This is a genomic window from Bacillus sp. ok061 (genome assembly GCF_900108285.1).
GTDB lineage: Bacteria > Bacillota > Bacilli > Bacillales > Bacillaceae_G > Bacillus_A > Bacillus_A thuringiensis_S.
Genome location: NZ_FNUW01000001.1, coordinates 142,256 through 162,736 on the forward strand (window position 1 = coordinate 142,256; position 20,481 = coordinate 162,736).

The window sequence follows — 20,481 nt, forward strand, 5'->3', positions numbered from 1 at the left end:
GTAATTAAAAACGTTTTTTGCGAACGATAAAAAGAAATAAAGTAAGTAATAAAAATGAATATAGGATAGCCCAAGCTGTGAGCCATAGTGTGTGAGTCAGTATATTAAATTTGTATTGTCCAAGCATTAGAAAGCTTTCGACAGGTGGTAAAAACCATAGTAACTCTTTTTTAAACCGGATGGAGGCGATCGTTATAAGTAATATAAATGTCAGGCTAAGCCAAGCTGTGCTTGCTTTTTGAATCATATTTCTAGTAAATAAAGTTGCAATTGAAATTCCTAGTATAGAGAAAGACATGTGAGCGAGAAATCCGACTAGAAATAAAGAAACTGTCATTTCTTCATTAAACATTTGCAAAATAATTGGGTAGATTATGGATATAAAAGATAAAACAGTACAAATGAGAAGAGCCGTAATGTATTTACCAACATATAGTGCAGAAATATTATTTGTGTGAGAAATAGTAATTTGTTCTTGTACAGGGTCTTCCGTATGAAAAATTGTGACTGTAATCCAAGCAGATAATAAATAAAGTGCGAGTGCCGTTTCTAAGTATGTCGGTACAATAGGAGTCGGTTTATATGTATATACAAAAAGTAAGCTCACAAAGTACATCGCAATAGGAGGGACGTACTTATACGATTTTGTATAGTCGAGAAAATGGTAACGAATAAGCGCGAACATAATAAACCTTCTTTCGATTTAAAAGTTAGGTTGTAGCAGTGTGATAGATGCTTTTTTATGTAATAAAAACTGAAGCATTTCGTTTGTATATTCTTTTTCGATTTGTAATTGAATAAGGTTTTGATTTGAATTGTATGCAACGTGTATAAAACCAGATTGCTTTTGTAGTTCTATCGCTGAAAATGTGTCGTGAACGATTGCCTCAATATAGATTTGTTCCGTTAATTTTTGTACAAAAGTATCTGCTGTGATTGTATGATTTGCTAACATCACAATTCTATCGGCGAAGTTTTCTAATAGTTGTTTTTCATGACATGTGAAGAGTATAGATATACCTTGTTGTTTTAATGATAGTAAAATATGTTCTAATTCTTGCTGAGAGTTAGGATCGAGCCCAGAAAGCGGTTCGTCTAAAATTAATAAATGTACGTCCGTAAGTAATGCTTGCATAATGCCTGTTTTTTGTTTCATACCTTTTGATAAGTTTCGTACAACGGAATGCCTTGCATGATGTAAGTGAAAAGACTCAAGGAGCATCGGAATTTTATTTCTTACATATGTTGTTGATAAACCGTGAATGCAGCCGAGATGATATAAATAATCTTCTAATGTAAAACGAATACCTTCAGGAAAATATTCAGGTACATAACCGATTTGTATATGTTCTTTCCTTTGAATTGTCCCTGTTGTAGGTGAAATAAAGCCTGCAATTATTTTGAGTAGAGTACTTTTTCCAGTCCCGTTCCCGCCAACAATGGCGAGTGCTTCTCCTTCTGGAATGGATAAATCAATGTTGTCTAGTATAAGTGATTTGCCATACTTCTTTTGAATTCCCCGTAGTTCTACTAGCAAAGTTCTACCCTTCTTTCTTCGGATATTGTATATATCCATTATATAGGAGGATAACAAAAAGACGTGCGGTGAATGCACGTCTTTTTTTGTTACGTTTTGTCGAACAATCGATATATCCGAGAAATCGTTGATATATTGTAAGTTATGATAGATATATCGAAAAAATCGTTGATATATTATCGCTTTTCAATCGCCACAATAAATGGCGGGTTATTTTGCTGGTTAATGAAGCCATATCGTAGTACGTGAGCTTGTTTTTGGTCTAGTTTTTCAGCAAATGTAAGTACAGCGTCGCGTTCTAATTGTCCTTCTGGATGTCCGTGGTAAATGACAAGAACGATGATACCTTCAGGTGCCATTACTTCTAATAGTTGTTCGATCGCTGAGATTGTTGAGTTCGGTTTTGTAACGATATGCTTGTCTCCGCCTGGAAGGTAACCTAAGTTGAAAATTGCGCCTGTTACTTTTCCTTTTGCATCTTCTGGTAATACGGATAGAAGAGTATCGTGACTATCGTGAACTAAAACAGTACGTTCAAAAAGTTCTTTTTCTTTTAGACGAGTTGTTGAGCTTTCGATTGCCTCTTTTTGAATATCAAATCCAAATACTTTTCCGCTATCTCCAACGATTTCAGCTAGGAAGCAAGTGTCATGGCCGTTTCCTAAAGTTGCATCTACAGCGTAATCGCCTTCTTTTACTGCCGTTTGCAGAAGCGAGCGAGCAAACGGTAATACACGTTCTAATTTCATTTTTGTTTCTCCTCATTTGCATATTTTCCTTGCCAGCTTCCGCGGCGTACAAATTCTGCATCGATGGAATTTAATACTTCCCATTTATTTAAGCTCCACATTGGACCGATCATTAAATCAGGTGGACCGTCACCTGTGATACGGTGCACAATTACGTCTTTTGGAATAATTTCAAGTTGATCAACAACGAGACTTACGTAATCCTCAAGAGAAAGGAATTCTAGTTGTCCTTTTTCATATTGCTTCACCATTGGCGTTCCTTTTAATAAGTGAAGTAAGTGGATTTTAATTCCTTGAACATCAAGCTTGGCTACTTCACGAGCTGTTTCCATCATCATGTCGTAATCTTCAAGTGGAAGACCGTTAATAATATGAGAGCAAACTTTAATGCCGTGCTTACGTAATTTATTTACACCTTCCACATAAGACGGATAATCGTGAGCGCGATTAATAAGATTTGCAGTACGTTCATGAACGGTTTGTAGTCCGAGTTCAACCCAAAGGTACGTACGTTTATTTAAGTCCGCTAAATATTCAACAACATCGTCCGGTAAACAATCTGGACGAGTTGCGATAGAAAGACCGACAACGTCTTTTTCTGCTAGAAGCGGTTCGAATTTTTCTTTTAACACTTCAAGTGGAGCATGTGTATTTGTGTACGCCTGGAAATAAGCTATACATTTTCCGTCTTTCCACTTTGAGCGCATTTTTTCTTTCATTTCATGATATTGCGTTATAACATCATCGCGGCGATCGCCAGCGAAGTCACCAGATCCAGCAGCACTGCAAAATGTACAACCGCCATAAGCAACTGTACCGTCACGGTTCGGGCAATCGAAGCCAGCATCTAATGAAACTTTAAAGATTTTTTCACCAAATTCATTTCGTAAATGATAATTCCATGTATGATAACGTTTATTATCGTTTGTATATGGAAAAGGGTTTTGAACCTTCATTACTTTCCCTCCTAAGCCGAGTCAAAATAACACAAAATCCATTATAACATACTCATAAGGTTCATAAGGAAGGGACACACTAAAGGGGAATTGAAGCAAGGAGGGACAATTATGGCAGAGCGTCAATCACTTGAATCGTATATTACACAAGCGGAACAAGCGGTGGAATATGCGAAAGAACAATTAGACCAAGGTATGAGACAAGAGCATTATAATACGATGGAGTATTCGGATGCGCAGTTGCAATTAGAACAAGCATATAATGATTTACAAACGATGCAACAACATGCAAATGATGAGCAACGTGAGCAGCTAAATAGAGCACGCATGGCAATTCGCCAACTGCAACATCAAATGATTATTACACCGCACTAATAAGGAGTGAATGTAATGGCGAAACGTTCAGATCAAAATAATCCAGAGCAAAAAACGCAAAATGGACATAACGCTGAATTTTCGAATGAACTTGATCCGATTGTTCAAGTAAAACAGCGTAATAGTAAAAAAGGACAACCGCAAAAATCGAAGCAATCAGAGTAAACCAGGTCGCAATATGACCTGGTTTTATTTTGTTATATGACAATAATGTAAGATTACCGTAAGGTTTGTCGATAGTTGTGAGCAACTTTCTTCAGTAGAGTAAGGAAGGATTAAATTTTATACAAGGAGTTGCTTTATGGGGAACAATATTACAAACAAGCGAATTGATGAGTTAGATTACATTCGTGGCTTTGCACTACTAGGGATTATTTTAGTAAATATTCTCGCACTACTTAACATTAAAATTCCAGATCCTAATACAGTGAATGCTAGCTATCAAAGATTTTTATACTTATTTGTAGAAGGTCGTTTCTTCTCAATCTTCTCATTCTTATTTGGAGTGGGATTCTATATCTTTATTTCAAGAGCGATTGCGAAAGGGAAGAATGGCTATGTTTTATTTTTACGTCGCTTAGTAGCATTATTTATTTTTGGTCTAATTCATCAAATGTTTCAGCCTGGAGAAGCATTAGCATTATACGCAATTTGCGGGTTAATCGTTTTACCGTTTTATAAAGCGAAAAAAGAAGTGAACTTAGTACTAGGACTTATTTTGACAATTGCCTTCAGTGTAATGGGAGTTAAAGAGTTATTACCACTTGGCTTAATTTTATTGGGGCTTGCTGCAGGACAATATCGTGTATTTGAAAATCTCACGCAAAATATAAAGAAAGTCGCTATTTTTACAGGTATTATGTTTGTTTTAAGTGTCATAGCTGTATGGTATCAATATGGGCACGTTCCTGCTGAACCATTTATAAATATGATACTTGAGAATGAGGATGGAACAATGAATGCTGCAAGCCAATTTTTAAAAATTGGTGTTACAGTTGGACCGATTATTTCAGCTTTCTATGTTGGAGCATTAATTTTATTACTTCAATTAAAACCAATTCAAACATTGTTAGCACCACTGAAATATTATGGCCGAATGGCTTTAACGAATTATATTGGACAAACTGCAATGATTTTAATCGCAGGAAGTGTATTTAACTTTGCAGAAAACTTAACGTACATGCAGACGTTATATGTGTGTATTGCAATTTATGCAATTCAAATTGTATTTAGTGTAATTTGGATGAAGGTCTTTAAAATGGGGCCATTAGAATGGATTTGGCGAGTTGTTACGTATTGGACGGTAACACCTTTAAAGAAATAAAGAGAAAAGTGGGCTGTTCCTTTTGTGGAGCAGCCTATTTTTTATTGTCATCTTATTCGGTAAGGCGATATTCCTTCGCGAATCGCTGATAAAAGTGGGGAAATCGCTAATAAAATTTTCATTTATCAACGAACCTTACACACTCATCTTTTTTATATTACAAAAGTGTAAGGTAAATGTAATGTTAACAAATAGCAGTTCACTTCCAAAAAGCGCAAAATAGGTAATGGAAAAACAAGCGTAGGAGGATATATATGACGAAACCAGTTGTAGACGTGAAAAACGTCCAAAAAGTGTACGGTAAAAAAGGTGAGAACCAATCACATGCGTTAAAAGGTGTTTCATTCTCAATTCAAGAGGGTGAGTTTGTAGGGATTATGGGACCATCTGGTTCTGGTAAAACGACATTATTAAACGTAATTTCAACACTTGATAAAGCAACGGGCGGCGTTGTTGAAATTGCGGGCACGGATATTACGAAAATGAAACAAGGTGAGCTTTCTGATTTTCGTTCACAAAAGTTAGGATTCATTTTCCAAGACTTCAACTTATTAGAGAACTTATCTATTTATGAAAATATTGCACTTCCACTTTCACTTCAAGGTGTTTCATCACGTAACATTGGACCAAAAGTAGAAAAAGTAGCGGGTATGTTAGGGATTACAGAAATTCTTCAAAAGTATCCATCTGAAGTATCTGGTGGGCAGAAACAACGTTCAGCAGCAGCGCGCGCACTTGTGCATGAGCCAGCAATTATTTTAGGGGATGAGCCAACAGGAGCTCTTGATTCTAAAAATGCAGCGAGCTTACTTGATGCGATGACAAACTTAAACGAAGAACAAGGCGTATCTATTATGATGGTTACACATGATCCGTATAGTGCAAGTTATTGTCAGCGAATTTTATTCATTCAAGATGGTGAGCTGTATAAAGAAATTCATCGCGGTGGTACACGTGAAGAGTTTTATAAAGAAATTCTAGATGTGCTTGCGGACCTAGGCACACAAAAAGCGTAAGAAAGGAGGTTCTAGAGCATGTTATTCAAACTTTCCATGTCGGGGCTGAAGAGTAAGCTGAAAGATTATATCGTCTTACTTGTTGGTCTTGTCATGTCTATCTCAATTTTTTATATGTTCCAAACGTTAGCGCTGAATAAAGCGTTTATCGAATCTAACTCAGTTATTCAATCAATTGGATTCGTATTCCAAGCAGGTTCATTTTTACTAGCTATTATAACGTTCTTCTATATTTTATATGCGAACTCGTTTCTACTATCTCTTCGTCAAAAAGAGTTTGGTATGTATATGATGTTAGGAGCAAAAAAGCATAAAGTTACATTACTTATGTTTATTGAAACGATTGTATTAGGTGCTGCGTCTCTTGCAATCGGAATTGCGGTTGGTGTAGGACTTGCAGAAGGTATTGGTCAATTATTAATGAAACAATTGGAATTTGCTGGTGAAGGCTATAAAGCATTTTACCTTCCATCTATGACTGTTACTTGCATCTTCTTCTTTGCGCTATTTGTATTATCAGCAATTATGAACAGTATTAAATTATCACGTATTTCTGTACTGCAACTTGTACATGCGGATGCACAAACAGAGCGTGTTGCGGTAAAAGGAAAAATGACAGGTGTCGTTGCAATCCTTGCTGTTATTTTATTAGGAATTGGCTATGCATCAATGATTTACATGGAAAAACTAAGAGAAATGGGAATCCTTATTGCATTAATTACAACAACAGCTGGTACTTACATGCTATTTGGATCACTTCTTCCAGTTATTATGAAAAAGTTAAAAAGTAATAAAAAGCGTAGTGAAAAAGGGCTTAACGCTTTTACATTTGCTCAATTAAATTTCCGCATTAATAGTTTAACGAAAGTACTTGCGACAGTAGCGATGTTAGTAGCGCTTGGAGCTGGTGCGATTTCAGGTGGTATGGCGTTTAAAAATAACGTTATAAAAATGGTTGATGGTTTAGTAATATATGATTCAGTAGTTCATAATCCAACAGCTGAAGAGAAGAAAATTTTAGATGGTATATCATTTAAAAATAAAGCTGAGTACCGTTATAAAGTAGACGACAAATATATTTATTATGTAAAAGAAGATTTAGAGAAACATAAGCCATTTATTCGAGATGGTGTAGGTAAAGAAAGTTTCGGTAAATATAAAGAAATTTCAGGAGAAGCTCCAGTAGGTACAGTAGCAGGAGTGAGATCAGAACAAGATAAAAATGAAAAAGCAATGCCTGAAGAATGGGATGAGGCATTTAGAACAATCCAACCATATTATATATACCAAGATCGTGCCATTAAAGTTGTAGATCAAAAAATGTACGATACTGTAAATGGTAAAGAAGGAATCGTATTTACTGGAAAAACAGACGATTTCGTAGCATACACAAAAGAATGGAAAAAAATTGACGAGTTGCAGCTAGCTAAATATAAAAATGTAAAAGCTGAACAAATGGATAGTAAATATCAAGCTTATAGTGGGTTCTATGGCATTGCGAGTGGAACAGTATTTATGGGATTCTTCCTTGGAATTGCGTTCTTAGCAATGATGGCAAGCTGTCTTATGTTTAAAATTCTTTCTGGTGCATCAAAAGATATTACGCGTTATCAAATGCTTCGTAAAATCGGTGTGCGCCGTGAGTTATTAACGAAATCGATTTATAAAGAGTTATTCTTAGTATTCTTATTCCCAGCAATTGTGGGTATCGCTCACGTATTAGTTGGTATGAATATTTTCGGATTTATTTTAATCGATCCGTACTTCCGTATTTGGGTACCAATCGTAATTTTCGTAGTTATTTATGCGATTTATTACTTCATTACAGTTCAATTGTATAAAGGAATTGTTCTTCCGAAAGAAGATTAATAATAAAAACCGAGCAAAAACGCTCGGTTTTTATTATTTTCAGAAAAAACACTTTAATGTTACTGAAATATATAATATAATGTAAATAAGTAACGTAATATGAAAGTGGAAGCAGCTGGATAAGGAAAGGAGGAATCCAATCTATAGAAAGAAGCTGAACTTTTATCCCCTATTTCTTTTCTAACCACAACGTATTTGTACAATCGTAAATTTCCAAATTGAAAATTGCTTGGATTACAAAAGTATATTGTGAAAATAATGGATAATACATGGAAATCTCATAGCATGATAAGGTAAAATGGACAACATGATGAGAAAATTACCGTTCATAAGATGAGGAGAATACATGTATGGAAGTTGTAGAGGCATTAAAAGATATAAGCCAAATTGAGGCTATGAAAAAATATTTAAAAGAGCACTCCCAGCGAGACTATCTTTTATTTGTTATTGGAATTAACACAGGATTAAAAATTACAGAACTACTTAGCATGAAATTTGAAGATGTATTAAATGAAGACGGGACTGTTAAAGAGTTTTATTCTCTTCCTGTGAAAGATGAAAAATTTAAACAAGATATTTATTTAAATACAAAAGTAAAAGAAGCGCTTTTAGATTACGTACAATCTATTGGCGTTAAAAGAGAAAATTACGTATTTCAATCTAATAAAACGCCAAATTCAATTACGCGCCAACAAGCGTATCGTGTAATTCATAATGCTGCAGAAGCAGTTGGAGTTGTTGGTAAGATCGGAACGAATTCAATGCGAAAAACGTTTGGATTTCATGCGTACAAAAGAGGGATAGCGATTGCGCTATTGCAAAAACATTTTCATCACGCGACTCCATCAGAGACGCTAAAGTATTTAGGTATCTCAAAGGATGAGACCTTTAAAACGGAGATTGATGTCGATTTATAAAAGCCGTAACTAAAAAAATTAGGAGGCGGAAAATATGAATATTAGAGAGAGTGAACTGCCGGGTATTGGATGTAAGTTTGAAGTGATTACAAAAGGTAATGAAAAGATGGTTATCGTTATTCATGATGATGGCCGAAGAGAAATGTACCATTTTGATGCTGATCATGAGGAGAGTATTTCAAGCGTCTCGCTTCGAGATTCCGAAGCGAGACAAATTGCAGCTATATTGGGCGGAATGGTATATAGACCACAAGCTTTAGATACGATTGAAATGGCTTTTGAAGGGTTATCAATTGAGTGGTTTAAGGTGGAAAATAATGCACCAGTCGTACAAAAAACAATTGGTAGTTTACATGTCCGAAACGCATATAACGTAACAATTATTGCCATTTTGAAAAAGAATATGAAGAAGTTCTTTAATCCAGGCCCAGATTCTATCATTGAAGCTGGCGATATGCTCGTATTATCAGGCGAAAGACATGAAGTAAAAAGAATTATTAATGAGTTGCTTTCAGTAGGAGGGGATTCATAATCGATGGATACTTTAATCTTTGAAGTTGGAACTGCGTTAGTATTAGTCGCTTTTGCAGCTATTCTCGCTGCAAAGTTAAAGTTCTCGATTATTCCGTTTCTCATTATACTCGGTATGTTAGTGGGGCCTCATGCCCCAGATTTAGGGCTTATCGATTTAAGATTTATTGAAAGCGGAGAAGTTATTTCCTTCCTCGGCCGTGTTGGCGTTATATTCCTCTTATTCTATTTAGGCTTAGAATTCTCAATTAAAAAATTAATTAAATCAGGAAAATCAATTGCTTTTGGGGGAACTGTTCATATATCGCTTAATTTTATATTAGGTTTACTTTACGGATATATAATGGGTTTCCCCTTATTAGAAACATTAATTATTGCTGGGATCATAACAATTTCATCGAGTGCAATTGTTGCGAAAGTAATTGTTGATTTAAGAAGATCTGGTAATAAAGAGACGGAGCTAATTTTAGGAATCATTATGTTTGATGATATCTTTTTAGCGGTATATTTATCAGTCGTTTCAGGATTAGTACTCGGAGGGGCAACGTCATTTGTAGGTGCTCTTCCATCTATTTTAATCGCGGTAGGGTATATGCTACTATTCTTTGTAGTTGCTAGAAAAGCTACGCGATTTTTAAATAAAATGTTAGATATTTCATCCAATGAAATTTTTATTATTGTAATATTCGCTATTTTGTTCTTTGTAGCAGGATTTTCAGAAACGATTCATGTTGCAGAGGCGATTGGAGCATTATTACTAGGACTCGTCTTTTCAGAAACGGAGCATAGTGATCGGATTGAACAGCTCGTTGTTCCGTTTCGTGATTTCTTTGGAGCTATATTCTTTTTCAGCTTCGGTTTAAGTATAGATCCATTTTCACTTGGAGGAGCAGTGTGGTTGGCATTAGGAGCAGTTTTCATTACTCTTATCGGTAATTTTACCGCTGGAATGGCTGCAGGGCGTAAAGCGGGATTATCGCATAAGGCTTCTACGAATATTGGTTTAACACTTGTATCACGCGGAGAGTTTTCCATTATCGTCGCGAATATTGGAATTGCGGGCGGCTTAATGGCAACGATTAAACCATTCTCAGCCCTGTATGTTTTAATATTGGCATCGTTAGGACCTTTGTTAACGAAAGAATCTGGGAGAATATATTCAGTATTAGATAAAATATTTAAATGGAGCGCTAAAGAACGTGCGAAGCGAGAAAAAGAAGTTGGATAATATAAATAAGGGAGACTGCATGAAGTTCATGCAGTCTCCCTTATTTATATATTGTTACTGATGTCGTTTTTTGTCAGTAAGTCGATATAATTGAAAAATCGCTGATATATTTTCATGCAGCAACCAATATAATTTCATTTACCGACGAACCATTATCTGAATTTCATCAACTATTAATCAGTTGCCTTCCTATTTAAAAACGACTACAATTTTACTGTTATATATATGAACGAAAAAAATAGAATAGGAGGGGAAACTATGCCAAGGAAAGTATGGCTATTAGTAGCTGGGATGATTATTAATGTCACGGGTGCTTCTTTTTTATGGCCTTTTAATACAATTTATTTGCATGATCACCTAGGAAAATCTTTATCTGTGGCCGGAATGGTATTAATGATCAACTCGCTTACTGGTGTAATCGGAAACTTGCTCGGTGGTGTTTTATTTGATAAATGGGGCGGCTATAAATCAATTTTAGTAGGGATTGTGATTACACTTGTATCAATTTTAGGTCTTGTGTTCTTCCACGGTTGGCCGTTATATGTTGTGTGGCTAGCGTTAATCGGCTTCGGTTCTGGAATGGTCTTCCCATCGATGTATGCGATGGTCGGTACGGTTTGGCCAGAAGGCGGCAGACGAGCATTTAATGCGATGTACGTTGGACAAAACGTTGGTATTGCGATCGGAACAGCATGTGGTGGATTAGTTGCTTCGTATCGTTTTGATTATATTTTCTTAGCGAACTTTATTTTATACTTTGTTTTCTTCTTAATTGCTTTTATTGGATTCCGTGGTATGGAAGACAAGAAGGATCCAGGAGTGCAAAAAGAAGTCGAAATGAAAAAAGGTTGGTCACTTACACCTGGATTTAAAGCACTTCTTATCGTGTGTGTAGCATATGCTTTATGCTGGGTTACATACGTACAGTGGCAAGGGGCGATTGCAACACATATGCAAGAATTGAATATTAGCCTTCGTCACTATAGTTTATTATGGACGATAAACGGAGCAATGATCGTTTGTGCGCAGCCGCTAGTTAGTATGCTAATTCGCTGGATGAAGCGTTCTTTAAAACAGCAAATTACGATTGGAATTATCATTTTTGCGGCGTCATTCGTTGTATTAAGTCAAGCGCAGCAATTTACGATGTTCCTCGTTGCGATGGTAACATTAACTATTGGTGAGTTATTTGTATGGCCTGCGGTTCCAACGATTGCAAATATACTTGCACCAAAAGATAAATTAGGGTTTTATCAAGGGATCGTAAATAGCGCGGCGACTGTAGGGAAAATGTTCGGGCCGGTCGTTGGCGGAGCGATTGTGGATTTATACAATATGGAAGTATTGTTTATAGCAATCATGGTAATGCTTGTAGTAGCGCTTATAGCAACGAGCATTTATGATAAACGAGTAAAAGTAGAAGAAACAGTTGAAGAAAAAATTGCAGTTTAGTTTGACGGAACATGTAACATGTTTTAGAATATATTTAAATAAAATAACCTTTTGAACAAGGGAGATAGCTCGGCTGTCTTAAGACGAATTCGTTAGTTATTAAAAGTAACGAATAACCGAGAAGCCCGCTTTAAGTAAGCTTTTTAGAGATACTAAGTGGAGGGTAGTTCACATTAACTCATATGTGTAATAACAGTGAGAAGGAGTAGTAGTAATAGAAGCGGGTTTAGAGAGTTGACGGTCGGTGCAAGTCAATCCACGTTTCGTTATGAACTCGCCTTTGAGTTGCAGTTGTGAAACTAATAGTAGCAATTGCCGTTAATCCACGTTACGGATCTAAGCGAATGTATATTTTTACATTAATTTAGGGTGGTACCGCGGGAATCTATAACCTCTCGTCCCTTTCTAGGGATGAGAGGTTTTTTGTATTTTGGGCGGTGAAAATAAATAGAATTTCAAGGAGGGTATCTCATGAGCTTTAATCATCAAGATATTGAGAAGAAGTGGCAAGGGTACTGGGAAGAGAATAAAACATTCCGTACGCCAGATGAAACAGAAAAACCAAAATTTTATGCACTAGATATGTTCCCATATCCATCAGGTGCAGGCCTACACGTAGGACATCCAGAAGGTTATACAGCGACAGATATTTTATCTCGTATGAAGCGTATGCAAGGATATAACGTTCTTCATCCAATGGGATGGGATGCATTCGGTCTTCCAGCAGAGCAATATGCACTTGATACTGGAAACAGCCCAGCTGAATTTACAGAGCATAATATTAATACGTTCCGTAACCAAATTAAATCACTAGGTTTCTCTTATGATTGGGACCGTGAAGTAAATACAACAGATCCAAACTACTATAAGTGGACACAATGGATCTTCTTAAAACTATTTGAAAAAGGCTTAGCTTACGTTGATGAAGTACCTGTAAACTGGTGTCCAGCACTTGGTACAGTACTTGCAAACGAAGAAATCATTGATGGTAAGAGTGAGCGTGGTGGACATCCAGTTGAGCGTCGTCCGATGAGACAGTGGATGTTAAAAATTACAGCTTACGGAGATCGTCTATTAGAAGATCTAGATGAACTTGATTGGCCAGAAAGTTTAAAAGATATGCAACGTAACTGGATCGGTCGTTCTGAAGGTGCAGAAGTACACTTCAATATCGATGGTACAGACGAGAAGTTCACAGTATTCACAACGCGCCCTGATACACTATTTGGTGCAACATACTGTGTACTAGCTCCGGAACATGCACTTGTTGCAGAAATTACAACAGCAGAACAAAAAGAAGCGGTAGAAGCTTACATTAACGCTGTAAAAATGAAGAGTGACCTAGAGCGTACAGAACTTGCGAAAGAGAAAACTGGTGTATTCACTGGTGCTTACGCAGTTAACCCAGTAAACGGTGAGAAATTACCAATCTGGATTGCTGACTATGTTCTTGCAACTTACGGAACAGGTGCTGTAATGGCAGTTCCAGCTCATGATGAGCGTGACTATGAATTCGCATCAGTATTCAATCTTCCGATGAAGGAAGTTGTAAAAGGCGGAGATATTACGAAAGAAGTGTACACAGGTGATGGTGCACACGTAAACTCAGCATTCCTTGATGGATTAAATAAAGAAGAGGCAATCGCAAAAATGATTGAATGGCTTGAAGTAACGAGCGCAGGAAATCAAAAAGTAACGTACCGTCTACGTGACTGGTTATTCAGCCGTCAACGTTACTGGGGTGAGCCAATTCCGGTAATTCACTGGGAAGATGGGACAATGACAGCTGTGAAGGAAGAAGAATTACCATTAGTTCTTCCGAAAACAGAAAACATCCGTCCTTCAGGTACAGGTGAATCACCACTTGCTAACATTGACGAGTGGGTAAATGTTGTAGATCCTGAAACGGGTAAAAAAGGTCGTCGTGAAACAAATACAATGCCGCAATGGGCTGGTAGCTGCTGGTATTACCTACGCTACATCGATCCAAACAATAGCGAAGCACTTGTAGATCCTGAAAAAGTAAAACAATGGCTTCCAGTTGATATTTATATCGGCGGTGCAGAGCACGCTGTACTTCACTTACTATATGCTCGTTTCTGGCATAAAGTATTATACGATATCGGTGTAGTTCCAACGAAAGAACCGTTCCAACAATTATTTAACCAAGGTATGATTCTAGGTGAAAACAACGAGAAAATGAGTAAATCAAAAGGTAACGTTGTAAATCCTGATGATATCGTAGCAAGCCACGGTGCAGATACACTTCGTCTATACGAAATGTTTATGGGACCATTAGACGCTTCAATCGCTTGGTCTGAAAATGGTCTTGATGGAGCTCGTCGTTTCCTAGACCGCGTATGGCGTCTATTCATTCAAGATAACGGTGAATTAAGCGAGAAAATTACTGATGCACCAAATAAAGAGCTTGAAAAAGCTTATCACCAAACAGTGAAGAAAGTAACAGAAGACTATGCAGAGCTTCGCTTCAATACAGCGATTTCTCAAATGATGGTATTCATCAACGATGCATACAAAGCTGAAACACTTCCGAAAGAATATGTAGAAGGTTTCGTAAAAATGATCGCACCAGTTGCACCTCATATCGGGGAAGAGCTATGGAGCAAACTTGGATACAATGAGACAATCACATATGCAAGCTGGCCAACATTTGATGAGTCTAAACTTGTAGAAGATGAAGTTGAAATCGTTGTTCAAGTTATGGGTAAAGTTCGCACAAAACTAACAATGAGTAAAGACGCATCAAAAGAAGAAATGGAACAACTTGCACTTGAAGCAATTCAAGACCAAATTGAAGGGAAAACAGTTCGTAAAGTAATTGTTGTTCCTGGAAAACTTGTTAACGTTGTTGCAAACTAATTAACGCTAAATAAAAGCTCAGAGCATTTAGGCTCTGAGCTTTTTTGTGTAGAAAATCATCTATGGATTAGATTAGTCTAAGTTTTTAATTATTCCATTACGTACAAATAAAAGAGCGGAATTCCCATACAGACAAACACCTATTTTTCTATAGGAAATATGATAAAAAAGGTAGGCTAAATTGAGTAGAAGAGGTGAAAGGAATGAAAGGGATGGACAATAATGCACCACATGGCTTCTTCGGAGGTGGATCGGATAGTTATGAACAAATGATGTTAATGGGAGAAGGACAACAAGGATACGGTGGAATTCCGAGCTGGATGGGGGGAGGCGCGGGCGGATTTCCAACATCGGTAGCTGGCATGCAAACTGAAATGCCTACATCAATGGGAGGCTTTTCGACATCAGGGGCTGGAATGCCTACAATAACAGGGGGATTTCCAACATCAGTAGCTGGTGTACAGACAGGAATTCCAGTAGGAGCACCAACTACATTTCCTTCTTTCGTTGGAGGAGTGCAGACAGGATTTCCGGTACCAGGAATAGGTGTTGTAGCTGGAGGAATAGGTGGGTATCCGCAAGTTGTTCACGGACATCATGGACATCACCACCATCAAGGTCAACATGGACATCATGGACACCATCAGCACCAAGGGCACCAAGGACACCAAGGACATCATGGACACCATCATCATCAAGGCCAACACGGTCACCATGGACACTATCATCACCAAGACCACCAGGGTCATCAGCAACAAGTACACCACCATGGACACCACCACATTCATCCGCAAGCTGTTCTTTATCAAACGCACCAAGGCCAGCACGCTCATCATGGTCACCAAGGGCAACACGGTCATCAAGGGCAACACGGTCACCATGGTCACCAAGGGCAACACGGTCATCAAGGACAACACGGTCATCAAGGGCAACATGGTCACCATGGTCAACATGGTCAACAGCACCAACAATACCAACAATATCAACAATATCAACAGCAACAATCTTCTCCTTGGACAGGTGGAATTGGAGCAGGAGGAGCAGGGGCAGCAGCAGGAGCGGCTAGCATTAGTGGAGCAGCAGGACACGCGGGACACGTGGGTCATTAATAAATTGCAGAAAAAAAGAAATAATAAAAAACTGCTAGGAAATCCTAGCAGTTTTTTTCAGCTTCTTGGCGTTGACGTTCGATTTCAGCACGAAGTTGTGGCTCTGGCGCTTGCCAGCCTTCTGGTTTTAGAATTTTGCCATCGCCTTCGCGGAATCGAGGTTTCCCATCAGGGAATAATTTTGCCATGTTTGCGTTATTTACAATTTCGAATCCTTTATCTGGACGTACGCCCATTTCGGCAAACGTTCCAAATGCAAAGTAAATAAGGTCAATCAGTGCATCATATTGATCTTCAACAGTCGTTGCTTCTAGAAATTCTTCTAGCTCTTCTTGCATAAAACTCGCACGGATTTTTGCGCGCTCTTCTGTTAATTTTGTTGGGGTATTTGTTACAGGATGTCCGAATACTTCATGCATTTTCGCAACGAGTTCGTATCCTTTATCTAAACCTTTTTCGTTTGTCATGTTGTTTCATCCTTTCTTACGTTATGCCGAAGTTTATTGTAACATAAGGTGATTATGAAATGAAAAGAACATCTTATAGAAATAAGATGTTCGCTCGTTATTCTTCTTTCTTAATTAAAATAGATAAAATAAGATCAATGCCGAATATACCGATCAGTAACATTGGTATAACGGCAAGCAAGTAACGTGTGAAGGAAACATTTTTCAAGTATGTATGAGCAAATAAAAAGACGCCGAGAAATAAAATACCATTTAAAATAGGCTTTACTAATTTTTTAGACATAAGCTCCCCCATAAATATCTTCTCTCTCTATTTGATAATAAAAAACTCCTCTCTCCGTTGTATCATGCTGGAGAGAGGAGTTCAATCATTTCTCATTCAATTACACCAGAATTTGTAATATCAACGGTGTACTTTACTTTAATTGGCACATCTTTGTACATTTTTCGCCACTCTTCTAATTTAAATGGGCGATAATGTTGTCTATATTTTGCTCCAAGTCCAAGGGGATCAACATTTAAGGATTTAAACTGTTTAATTAGTTTTGTAGCTTTTGCATCTAACTGTTTCTCAACCGCTTTCGCTATTTTTTGCGTGTTCTTTTTATTTTCTAAGTTGAATTTTCGAGATAATTCTTGAATACGAGCTTCCATTTTTACATGAATATAGAAAGAAGGTTTTCCATTTTTTATATTTACTTCGTAGGTAGGAACGGAACGAATGTTATTAATCATTGCATAGCCAGGATTGGTTTTAAATTCATGTGAGTCCAAGCGGTGTTTTTCTAGCAGTCCTTTGAAAACAAACATATCGTGATACTTAATTGTTCCGACCAACTTATCCTTTTTCAAAAGACCGATACCAGTAATTTTTATTTTATCACCATGTTTTTTTAGGATAGGCATATAAGAATCTTGTCCTTCACGGTAGTACCTGAAGGCACCTAAATATAAATTGTCAGTTGGCAAAGGCCCAGTGTCCATATTATGTTCTAACATTTTTTTTATATAAATCGCAACATTGTAAGAGGTACTATATTTTCCTTTAAATAGTTCAGTACCACTGCCTTCTAATAGTCCAACATACAGTGAGTTACCAATATTCACATCACGAATTAATGTGTCAAAGGAAGTTGATAATCCTTTTTTAGCAATCTTTGTTGTGAATAAGGCAACACGCATTTGCCCGCTTGCGAACGGTTGCGAAGATTCTAAAGATGTATCTGCCTTTACTTGTTTTACTGCGTTTCCTGTTCCTTCATAAACTTGAACTTTATTTCCCTTTTTTTGTATGGGACAAACAAATGTAACTTTTACTTTATTATCTTTTGCTGTATCGAAGGCAGCTCCTTGAATGAGCTGAACATCATCAATAATATTTTTTTGTAAACAACCAGTTAGACTGAAGATACTGATGCAAATAAGAAGTATTAATTTTTTTTTGGTTTTGTCCATTTTTTTTTCACCCACACAATAATAAATAGAATTGGGATATATATATATATAAGCCAAAAACTAACTTTAGATGTATTACTAATAAAATCATTAATATCATGCCTATTTGTTAAAAGTTGTGAAACAACTAAGGTAATAAGCATAAATGCAATTAAAATACCTCGTTGTTTTACACGAAAGATTTCATGCGTTCCTCGAGTAGCGGCCCATAAAGGTAGAATAAAGCTTGTAATAATAACGAGAGCATAACCGGAAATAGCAATATACTCAAGTCGCTCAATAAAAGGAAGCTTAATAACTTGTGTCATTGAGAGTTGAGACCAAATTGTTTTGAGTAGTTGTTTTTCGCTAAAGAATGTAAAAGCGAGAATCGTACTAAATAAATATAAGAAGTTAGAGAATAATGCACCATATTGTACAAATTTATGAGATTTTTCTGGTTCTTTAACAAACGGATAAACCATAAGGAAAATTTCAAATCCTGTCATACTATAAATGGATAGTTGAGCTGCTTTCAAAATATCTGTAAAAGAATGTGAAAACATTGGAAGTAAATTATCCCAATGTGAGAATTTCAAAATGAAAAGACTTAGAAAAAGATAACCTAATGTTCCACCAACGGAAATAACACAAATTCCTGTAATGACGCGGAATCCTGATGAAATAATGTAATAACTTATTAAACATAAAAAGAAAGTGAGCATCCAGGTGGATGCGCTAGGAAACATCCACACTTGAATAATTTCGACATAGGTTCGAACGACAGAAATACTTACAATAAAAAAATAAGCCATAAAGATGAGACTAATACCATTTCCAATCCATTTTCCAAAAATCTGTTTGTGTAAATCAATTAAGTTTCCTTCTGTATTTTTTAATGAATAATACATCATCCAGATGAGAATATGAATGATAATTCCTGTGAGGAGAACTCCTATCCAGCCGTCGTATCCGGCGGCTTTTGCTATAATTCGAGCGAAGCCGAGAACGCCAGCTCCAAATTGTGCACCGTGAATTAAGAAGAAAACAAAGATAGGAGATATTTGATATTTTTCTTGAACTTTACTCATCAATGCACCTCATTTCTTAATCATCAAAGTCCGATCTATGTTTTGTTGAAATCCCTTTTGCTGATTTTTTTACATGTTGTGGTCTTGCTTGTACATCTCTTGTATCAATCATTGTTAAAGGAAAACGAATCCAAGAGTCCTTAACGGATTGTTGTCTTGTCGGATAAAACAAAGCGTACGGCTTACGTAAGGAAGTAAGCCTGAATAGATGCGTAAATAAGAAGATAAATCCAAGAGAAATACCGAAGAGCCCTCCTACTTCTGCGAATGCTAGAAATGGGAAGCGTAGTAATCGAACGGCGTTACCCATTTTATAAATAGGCGTAATAAAGGAAGCAAGTGCTGATAAGGCAACGATAATTAATAAAATATTACTCGTTAAACCAGCTTGTACAGATGCTTGCCCGATTACGATACCGCCTACAATACCGAGAGTTTGACCAACTTTCATCGGTAACCTTGCGCCAGCTTCTCTTAATAAATCAATTGCGAGTTCTAAAAAGAGCGCTTCAATTAAAGGTGGAAACGGTACTTGTGCCCTTGATAAAATTAAAGTTTCAAGTAAATCACTTGGAATGAGTTCATAATGATAATTTAAAACTGCAACGTATAACGGTGTAGCACAAATTGAAAATAGAACAGCGATAAGGCGTAAAATGCGTGAAAATGTAGCGTATAGCCAAGAGACGTTATAGTCTTCTGGTGAAATGAAAAAATCAAAATATGATACTGGTGTAAGTAACACGCTTGGGGAACCATCAACAAAAATAGCGATTTTTCCATCAATTAGTGCTTTTGTAACTCTATCAGTACGCTCTGTATTGATATAGAGAGGGAAAATCGACTTTTCTCCCATTAATTCTTGGATATAAGCACTATCATTAATTTGATCATATTCAAGAGCACGCAATGATTCTTCTAGAAAATCTACATTCTCTTTTTCAGCGAGGTTGTCCAAATACATCATGACAACCTTTGTTTTTGAAAACTCTCCAACAATCATTTCTTTTGTCTGTAGCTCTAAAACAGGAAGGCGTTTTCGTACTAAATTAATATTCGTATCGATAGCTTCTACGAAACCTTCCTGAGGACCAATAACTGTCGATTCATTTAATGGAGGACTTGGCGCCCGGTAATTATCAATTGCAATGTTTGCAAGCATGCACTTTTGATCTTGCTGGTTCAGTTGAATAATCGCATGCCCCTTTAAAACCATGTCTTCAATTTTTTGTAAGTCATTCGTAATTGTAATGCCGCTCATCGGAATATGTTCTTTTAGTTGTTCTAGAGAAGCACAATGTTTTTCTAAAAGAGTGGGCATTAAATATTTCTGTAATTTCTCTCCATCAAGTGAAGGGCGATAGTAAGAAATCCAATAAGGCATCGTTTCATCGTCAGATGTATGGTAATTAATAAAATCACTAGACTTTTTAAGTTTCTCTATTAAATCTTGTAGAGAATGAATACGGTCTTTTTCTGGTTTGGTAAAGTCATAAATACTATTACCTCCAGAGCTTTGTTGCTTACTTTGAGAAGAATCATCTTG

General features: G+C 36.8%; 20 protein-coding genes and 1 other annotated feature. Of the genes, 11 read left to right on the plus strand and 9 right to left on the minus strand.

Annotated features, from left to right (window positions below; all coding sequences use genetic code 11):
• Window positions 1-4: 4 nt before the first annotated feature.
• The 4 genes from C4S65_RS00845 to C4S65_RS00860 all read right to left on the minus strand — a co-directional run bounded on the left by C4S65_RS00845 (window position 5) and on the right by C4S65_RS00860 (window position 3,242).
• The gene (locus C4S65_RS00845) at window positions 5-685 is read right to left on the minus strand and encodes a hypothetical protein (RefSeq protein ID WP_000457772.1); all 681 of its coding nucleotides are present in this window, start codon (window positions 683-685) and stop codon (window positions 5-7) included.
• An 18-nt stretch (window positions 686-703) separates the two neighbouring features.
• On the minus strand, window positions 704-1,537 hold the full coding sequence (locus tag C4S65_RS00850) for an ABC transporter ATP-binding protein (protein ID WP_086405793.1): 834 nt from the start codon (window positions 1,535-1,537) through the stop codon (window positions 704-706).
• Window positions 1,538-1,713: 176 nt separating this feature from the next.
• On the minus strand, window positions 1,714-2,286 hold the full coding sequence (locus tag C4S65_RS00855) for a class I SAM-dependent methyltransferase (RefSeq protein WP_086405794.1): 573 nt from the start codon (window positions 2,284-2,286) through the stop codon (window positions 1,714-1,716).
• A complete protein-coding gene (locus C4S65_RS00860) occupies window positions 2,283-3,242 on the minus strand; it encodes a TIGR01212 family radical SAM protein (RefSeq protein ID WP_061667139.1) in 960 nt (319 codons plus the stop codon). Before C4S65_RS00860 ends, C4S65_RS00855 begins: the two co-directional genes overlap by 4 nt.
• A gap of 111 nt (window positions 3,243-3,353) precedes the next feature.
• On the opposite strand from C4S65_RS00860, the gene C4S65_RS00865 reads away from it, so the two are divergent.
• The 11 genes from C4S65_RS00865 (at window position 3,354) to C4S65_RS00915 (ending at window position 15,943) form a co-directional block, all read left to right on the plus strand.
• Entirely contained in the window at window positions 3,354-3,617 is a 264-nt protein-coding gene (locus C4S65_RS00865; RefSeq protein WP_000840869.1) for a YtzC family protein, read from the plus strand.
• A gap of 15 nt (window positions 3,618-3,632) precedes the next feature.
• Window positions 3,633-3,782, plus strand: coding sequence for a hypothetical protein (locus C4S65_RS00870; RefSeq protein ID WP_001129340.1), 150 nt, complete (start codon window positions 3,633-3,635; stop codon window positions 3,780-3,782).
• A gap of 136 nt (window positions 3,783-3,918) precedes the next feature.
• Window positions 3,919-4,941, plus strand: a complete 1,023-nt coding sequence (locus tag C4S65_RS00875; RefSeq protein WP_061667140.1) for a DUF418 domain-containing protein — start codon at window positions 3,919-3,921, stop codon at window positions 4,939-4,941.
• A 254-nt stretch (window positions 4,942-5,195) separates the two neighbouring features.
• Window positions 5,196-5,957, plus strand: a complete 762-nt coding sequence (locus C4S65_RS00880) for an ABC transporter ATP-binding protein (RefSeq protein ID WP_000165855.1) — start codon at window positions 5,196-5,198, stop codon at window positions 5,955-5,957.
• An 18-nt stretch (window positions 5,958-5,975) separates the two neighbouring features.
• Window positions 5,976-7,826: an ABC transporter permease gene (locus tag C4S65_RS00885; RefSeq protein ID WP_000897773.1), complete on the plus strand. Its 1,851-nt coding sequence runs from the start codon at window positions 5,976-5,978 to the stop codon at window positions 7,824-7,826.
• Window positions 7,827-8,176: 350 nt separating this feature from the next.
• Window positions 8,177-8,743: a tyrosine-type recombinase/integrase gene (locus tag C4S65_RS00890; protein ID WP_000454208.1), complete on the plus strand. Its 567-nt coding sequence runs from the start codon at window positions 8,177-8,179 to the stop codon at window positions 8,741-8,743.
• Window positions 8,744-8,777: 34 nt separating this feature from the next.
• A complete protein-coding gene (locus C4S65_RS00895; protein WP_061667141.1) occupies window positions 8,778-9,275 on the plus strand; it encodes a cation:proton antiporter regulatory subunit in 498 nt (165 codons plus the stop codon).
• 3 nt (window positions 9,276-9,278) lie between these two features.
• On the plus strand, window positions 9,279-10,502 hold the full coding sequence (locus C4S65_RS00900) for a cation:proton antiporter (RefSeq protein ID WP_098838560.1): 1,224 nt from the start codon (window positions 9,279-9,281) through the stop codon (window positions 10,500-10,502).
• Window positions 10,503-10,760: 258 nt separating this feature from the next.
• Window positions 10,761-11,954, plus strand: coding sequence for an MFS transporter (locus C4S65_RS00905; RefSeq protein ID WP_098285321.1), 1,194 nt, complete (start codon window positions 10,761-10,763; stop codon window positions 11,952-11,954).
• 186 nt (window positions 11,955-12,140) lie between these two features.
• Window positions 12,141-12,360, plus strand: a binding site (T-box leader).
• 65 nt (window positions 12,361-12,425) lie between these two features.
• Window positions 12,426-14,834, plus strand: coding sequence for a leucine--tRNA ligase (gene leuS / locus C4S65_RS00910; protein ID WP_000009440.1), 2,409 nt, complete (start codon window positions 12,426-12,428; stop codon window positions 14,832-14,834).
• Between the two features lie 203 nt (window positions 14,835-15,037).
• Entirely contained in the window at window positions 15,038-15,943 is a 906-nt protein-coding gene (locus C4S65_RS00915; RefSeq protein WP_103945091.1) for a hypothetical protein, read from the plus strand.
• Window positions 15,944-15,987: 44 nt separating this feature from the next.
• On the opposite strand, the gene C4S65_RS00920 is transcribed toward C4S65_RS00915, so the two are convergent.
• From C4S65_RS00920 to C4S65_RS00940, 5 genes are all read right to left on the minus strand, one after another.
• Entirely contained in the window at window positions 15,988-16,410 is a 423-nt protein-coding gene (locus tag C4S65_RS00920) for a hypothetical protein (RefSeq protein WP_000180554.1), read from the minus strand.
• A 97-nt stretch (window positions 16,411-16,507) separates the two neighbouring features.
• Window positions 16,508-16,693: a hypothetical protein gene (locus tag C4S65_RS00925; RefSeq protein WP_000038776.1), complete on the minus strand. Its 186-nt coding sequence runs from the start codon at window positions 16,691-16,693 to the stop codon at window positions 16,508-16,510.
• 92 nt (window positions 16,694-16,785) lie between these two features.
• Window positions 16,786-17,865 carry a Ger(x)C family spore germination protein gene (locus C4S65_RS00930; protein WP_061667144.1) on the minus strand — a complete coding sequence of 360 codons (1,080 nt, stop codon included), beginning with the start codon at window positions 17,863-17,865 and terminating at the stop codon, window positions 16,786-16,788.
• Entirely contained in the window at window positions 17,841-18,935 is a 1,095-nt protein-coding gene (locus C4S65_RS00935) for a spore germination protein (protein ID WP_142391518.1), read from the minus strand. Before C4S65_RS00935 ends, C4S65_RS00930 begins: the two co-directional genes overlap by 25 nt.
• A 16-nt stretch (window positions 18,936-18,951) precedes the next feature.
• On the minus strand, window positions 18,952-20,481 hold a 1,530-nt coding region (locus tag C4S65_RS00940), incomplete at its 5' end, for a spore germination protein (protein WP_103945093.1).

Coding starts and splice junctions, on each gene's coding strand:
- C4S65_RS00845 (WP_000457772.1), bottom strand. CDS start 685: ATGTTCGCGCTTATTCGTTACCATTTTCTCGACTATACAAAATCGTAT.
- C4S65_RS00875 (WP_061667140.1), top strand. CDS start 3,919: ATGGGGAACAATATTACAAACAAGCGAATTGATGAGTTAGATTACATT.
- C4S65_RS00925 (WP_000038776.1), bottom strand. CDS start 16,693: ATGTCTAAAAAATTAGTAAAGCCTATTTTAAATGGTATTTTATTTCTC.
- C4S65_RS00865 (WP_000840869.1), top strand. CDS start 3,354: ATGGCAGAGCGTCAATCACTTGAATCGTATATTACACAAGCGGAACAA.
- C4S65_RS00870 (WP_001129340.1), top strand. CDS start 3,633: ATGGCGAAACGTTCAGATCAAAATAATCCAGAGCAAAAAACGCAAAAT.
- C4S65_RS00890 (WP_000454208.1), top strand. CDS start 8,177: ATGGAAGTTGTAGAGGCATTAAAAGATATAAGCCAAATTGAGGCTATG.
- C4S65_RS00860 (WP_061667139.1), bottom strand. CDS start 3,242: ATGAAGGTTCAAAACCCTTTTCCATATACAAACGATAATAAACGTTAT.
- C4S65_RS00900 (WP_098838560.1), top strand. CDS start 9,279: ATGGATACTTTAATCTTTGAAGTTGGAACTGCGTTAGTATTAGTCGCT.
- C4S65_RS00905 (WP_098285321.1), top strand. CDS start 10,761: ATGCCAAGGAAAGTATGGCTATTAGTAGCTGGGATGATTATTAATGTC.
- C4S65_RS00930 (WP_061667144.1), bottom strand. CDS start 17,865: ATGGACAAAACCAAAAAAAAATTAATACTTCTTATTTGCATCAGTATC.
- C4S65_RS00920 (WP_000180554.1), bottom strand. CDS start 16,410: ATGACAAACGAAAAAGGTTTAGATAAAGGATACGAACTCGTTGCGAAA.
- C4S65_RS00880 (WP_000165855.1), top strand. CDS start 5,196: ATGACGAAACCAGTTGTAGACGTGAAAAACGTCCAAAAAGTGTACGGT.
- C4S65_RS00885 (WP_000897773.1), top strand. CDS start 5,976: ATGTTATTCAAACTTTCCATGTCGGGGCTGAAGAGTAAGCTGAAAGAT.
- C4S65_RS00895 (WP_061667141.1), top strand. CDS start 8,778: ATGAATATTAGAGAGAGTGAACTGCCGGGTATTGGATGTAAGTTTGAA.
- C4S65_RS00855 (WP_086405794.1), bottom strand. CDS start 2,286: ATGAAATTAGAACGTGTATTACCGTTTGCTCGCTCGCTTCTGCAAACG.
- C4S65_RS00935 (WP_142391518.1), bottom strand. CDS start 18,935: ATGAGTAAAGTTCAAGAAAAATATCAAATATCTCCTATCTTTGTTTTC.
- C4S65_RS00915 (WP_103945091.1), top strand. CDS start 15,038: ATGAAAGGGATGGACAATAATGCACCACATGGCTTCTTCGGAGGTGGA.
- leuS (WP_000009440.1), top strand. CDS start 12,426: ATGAGCTTTAATCATCAAGATATTGAGAAGAAGTGGCAAGGGTACTGG.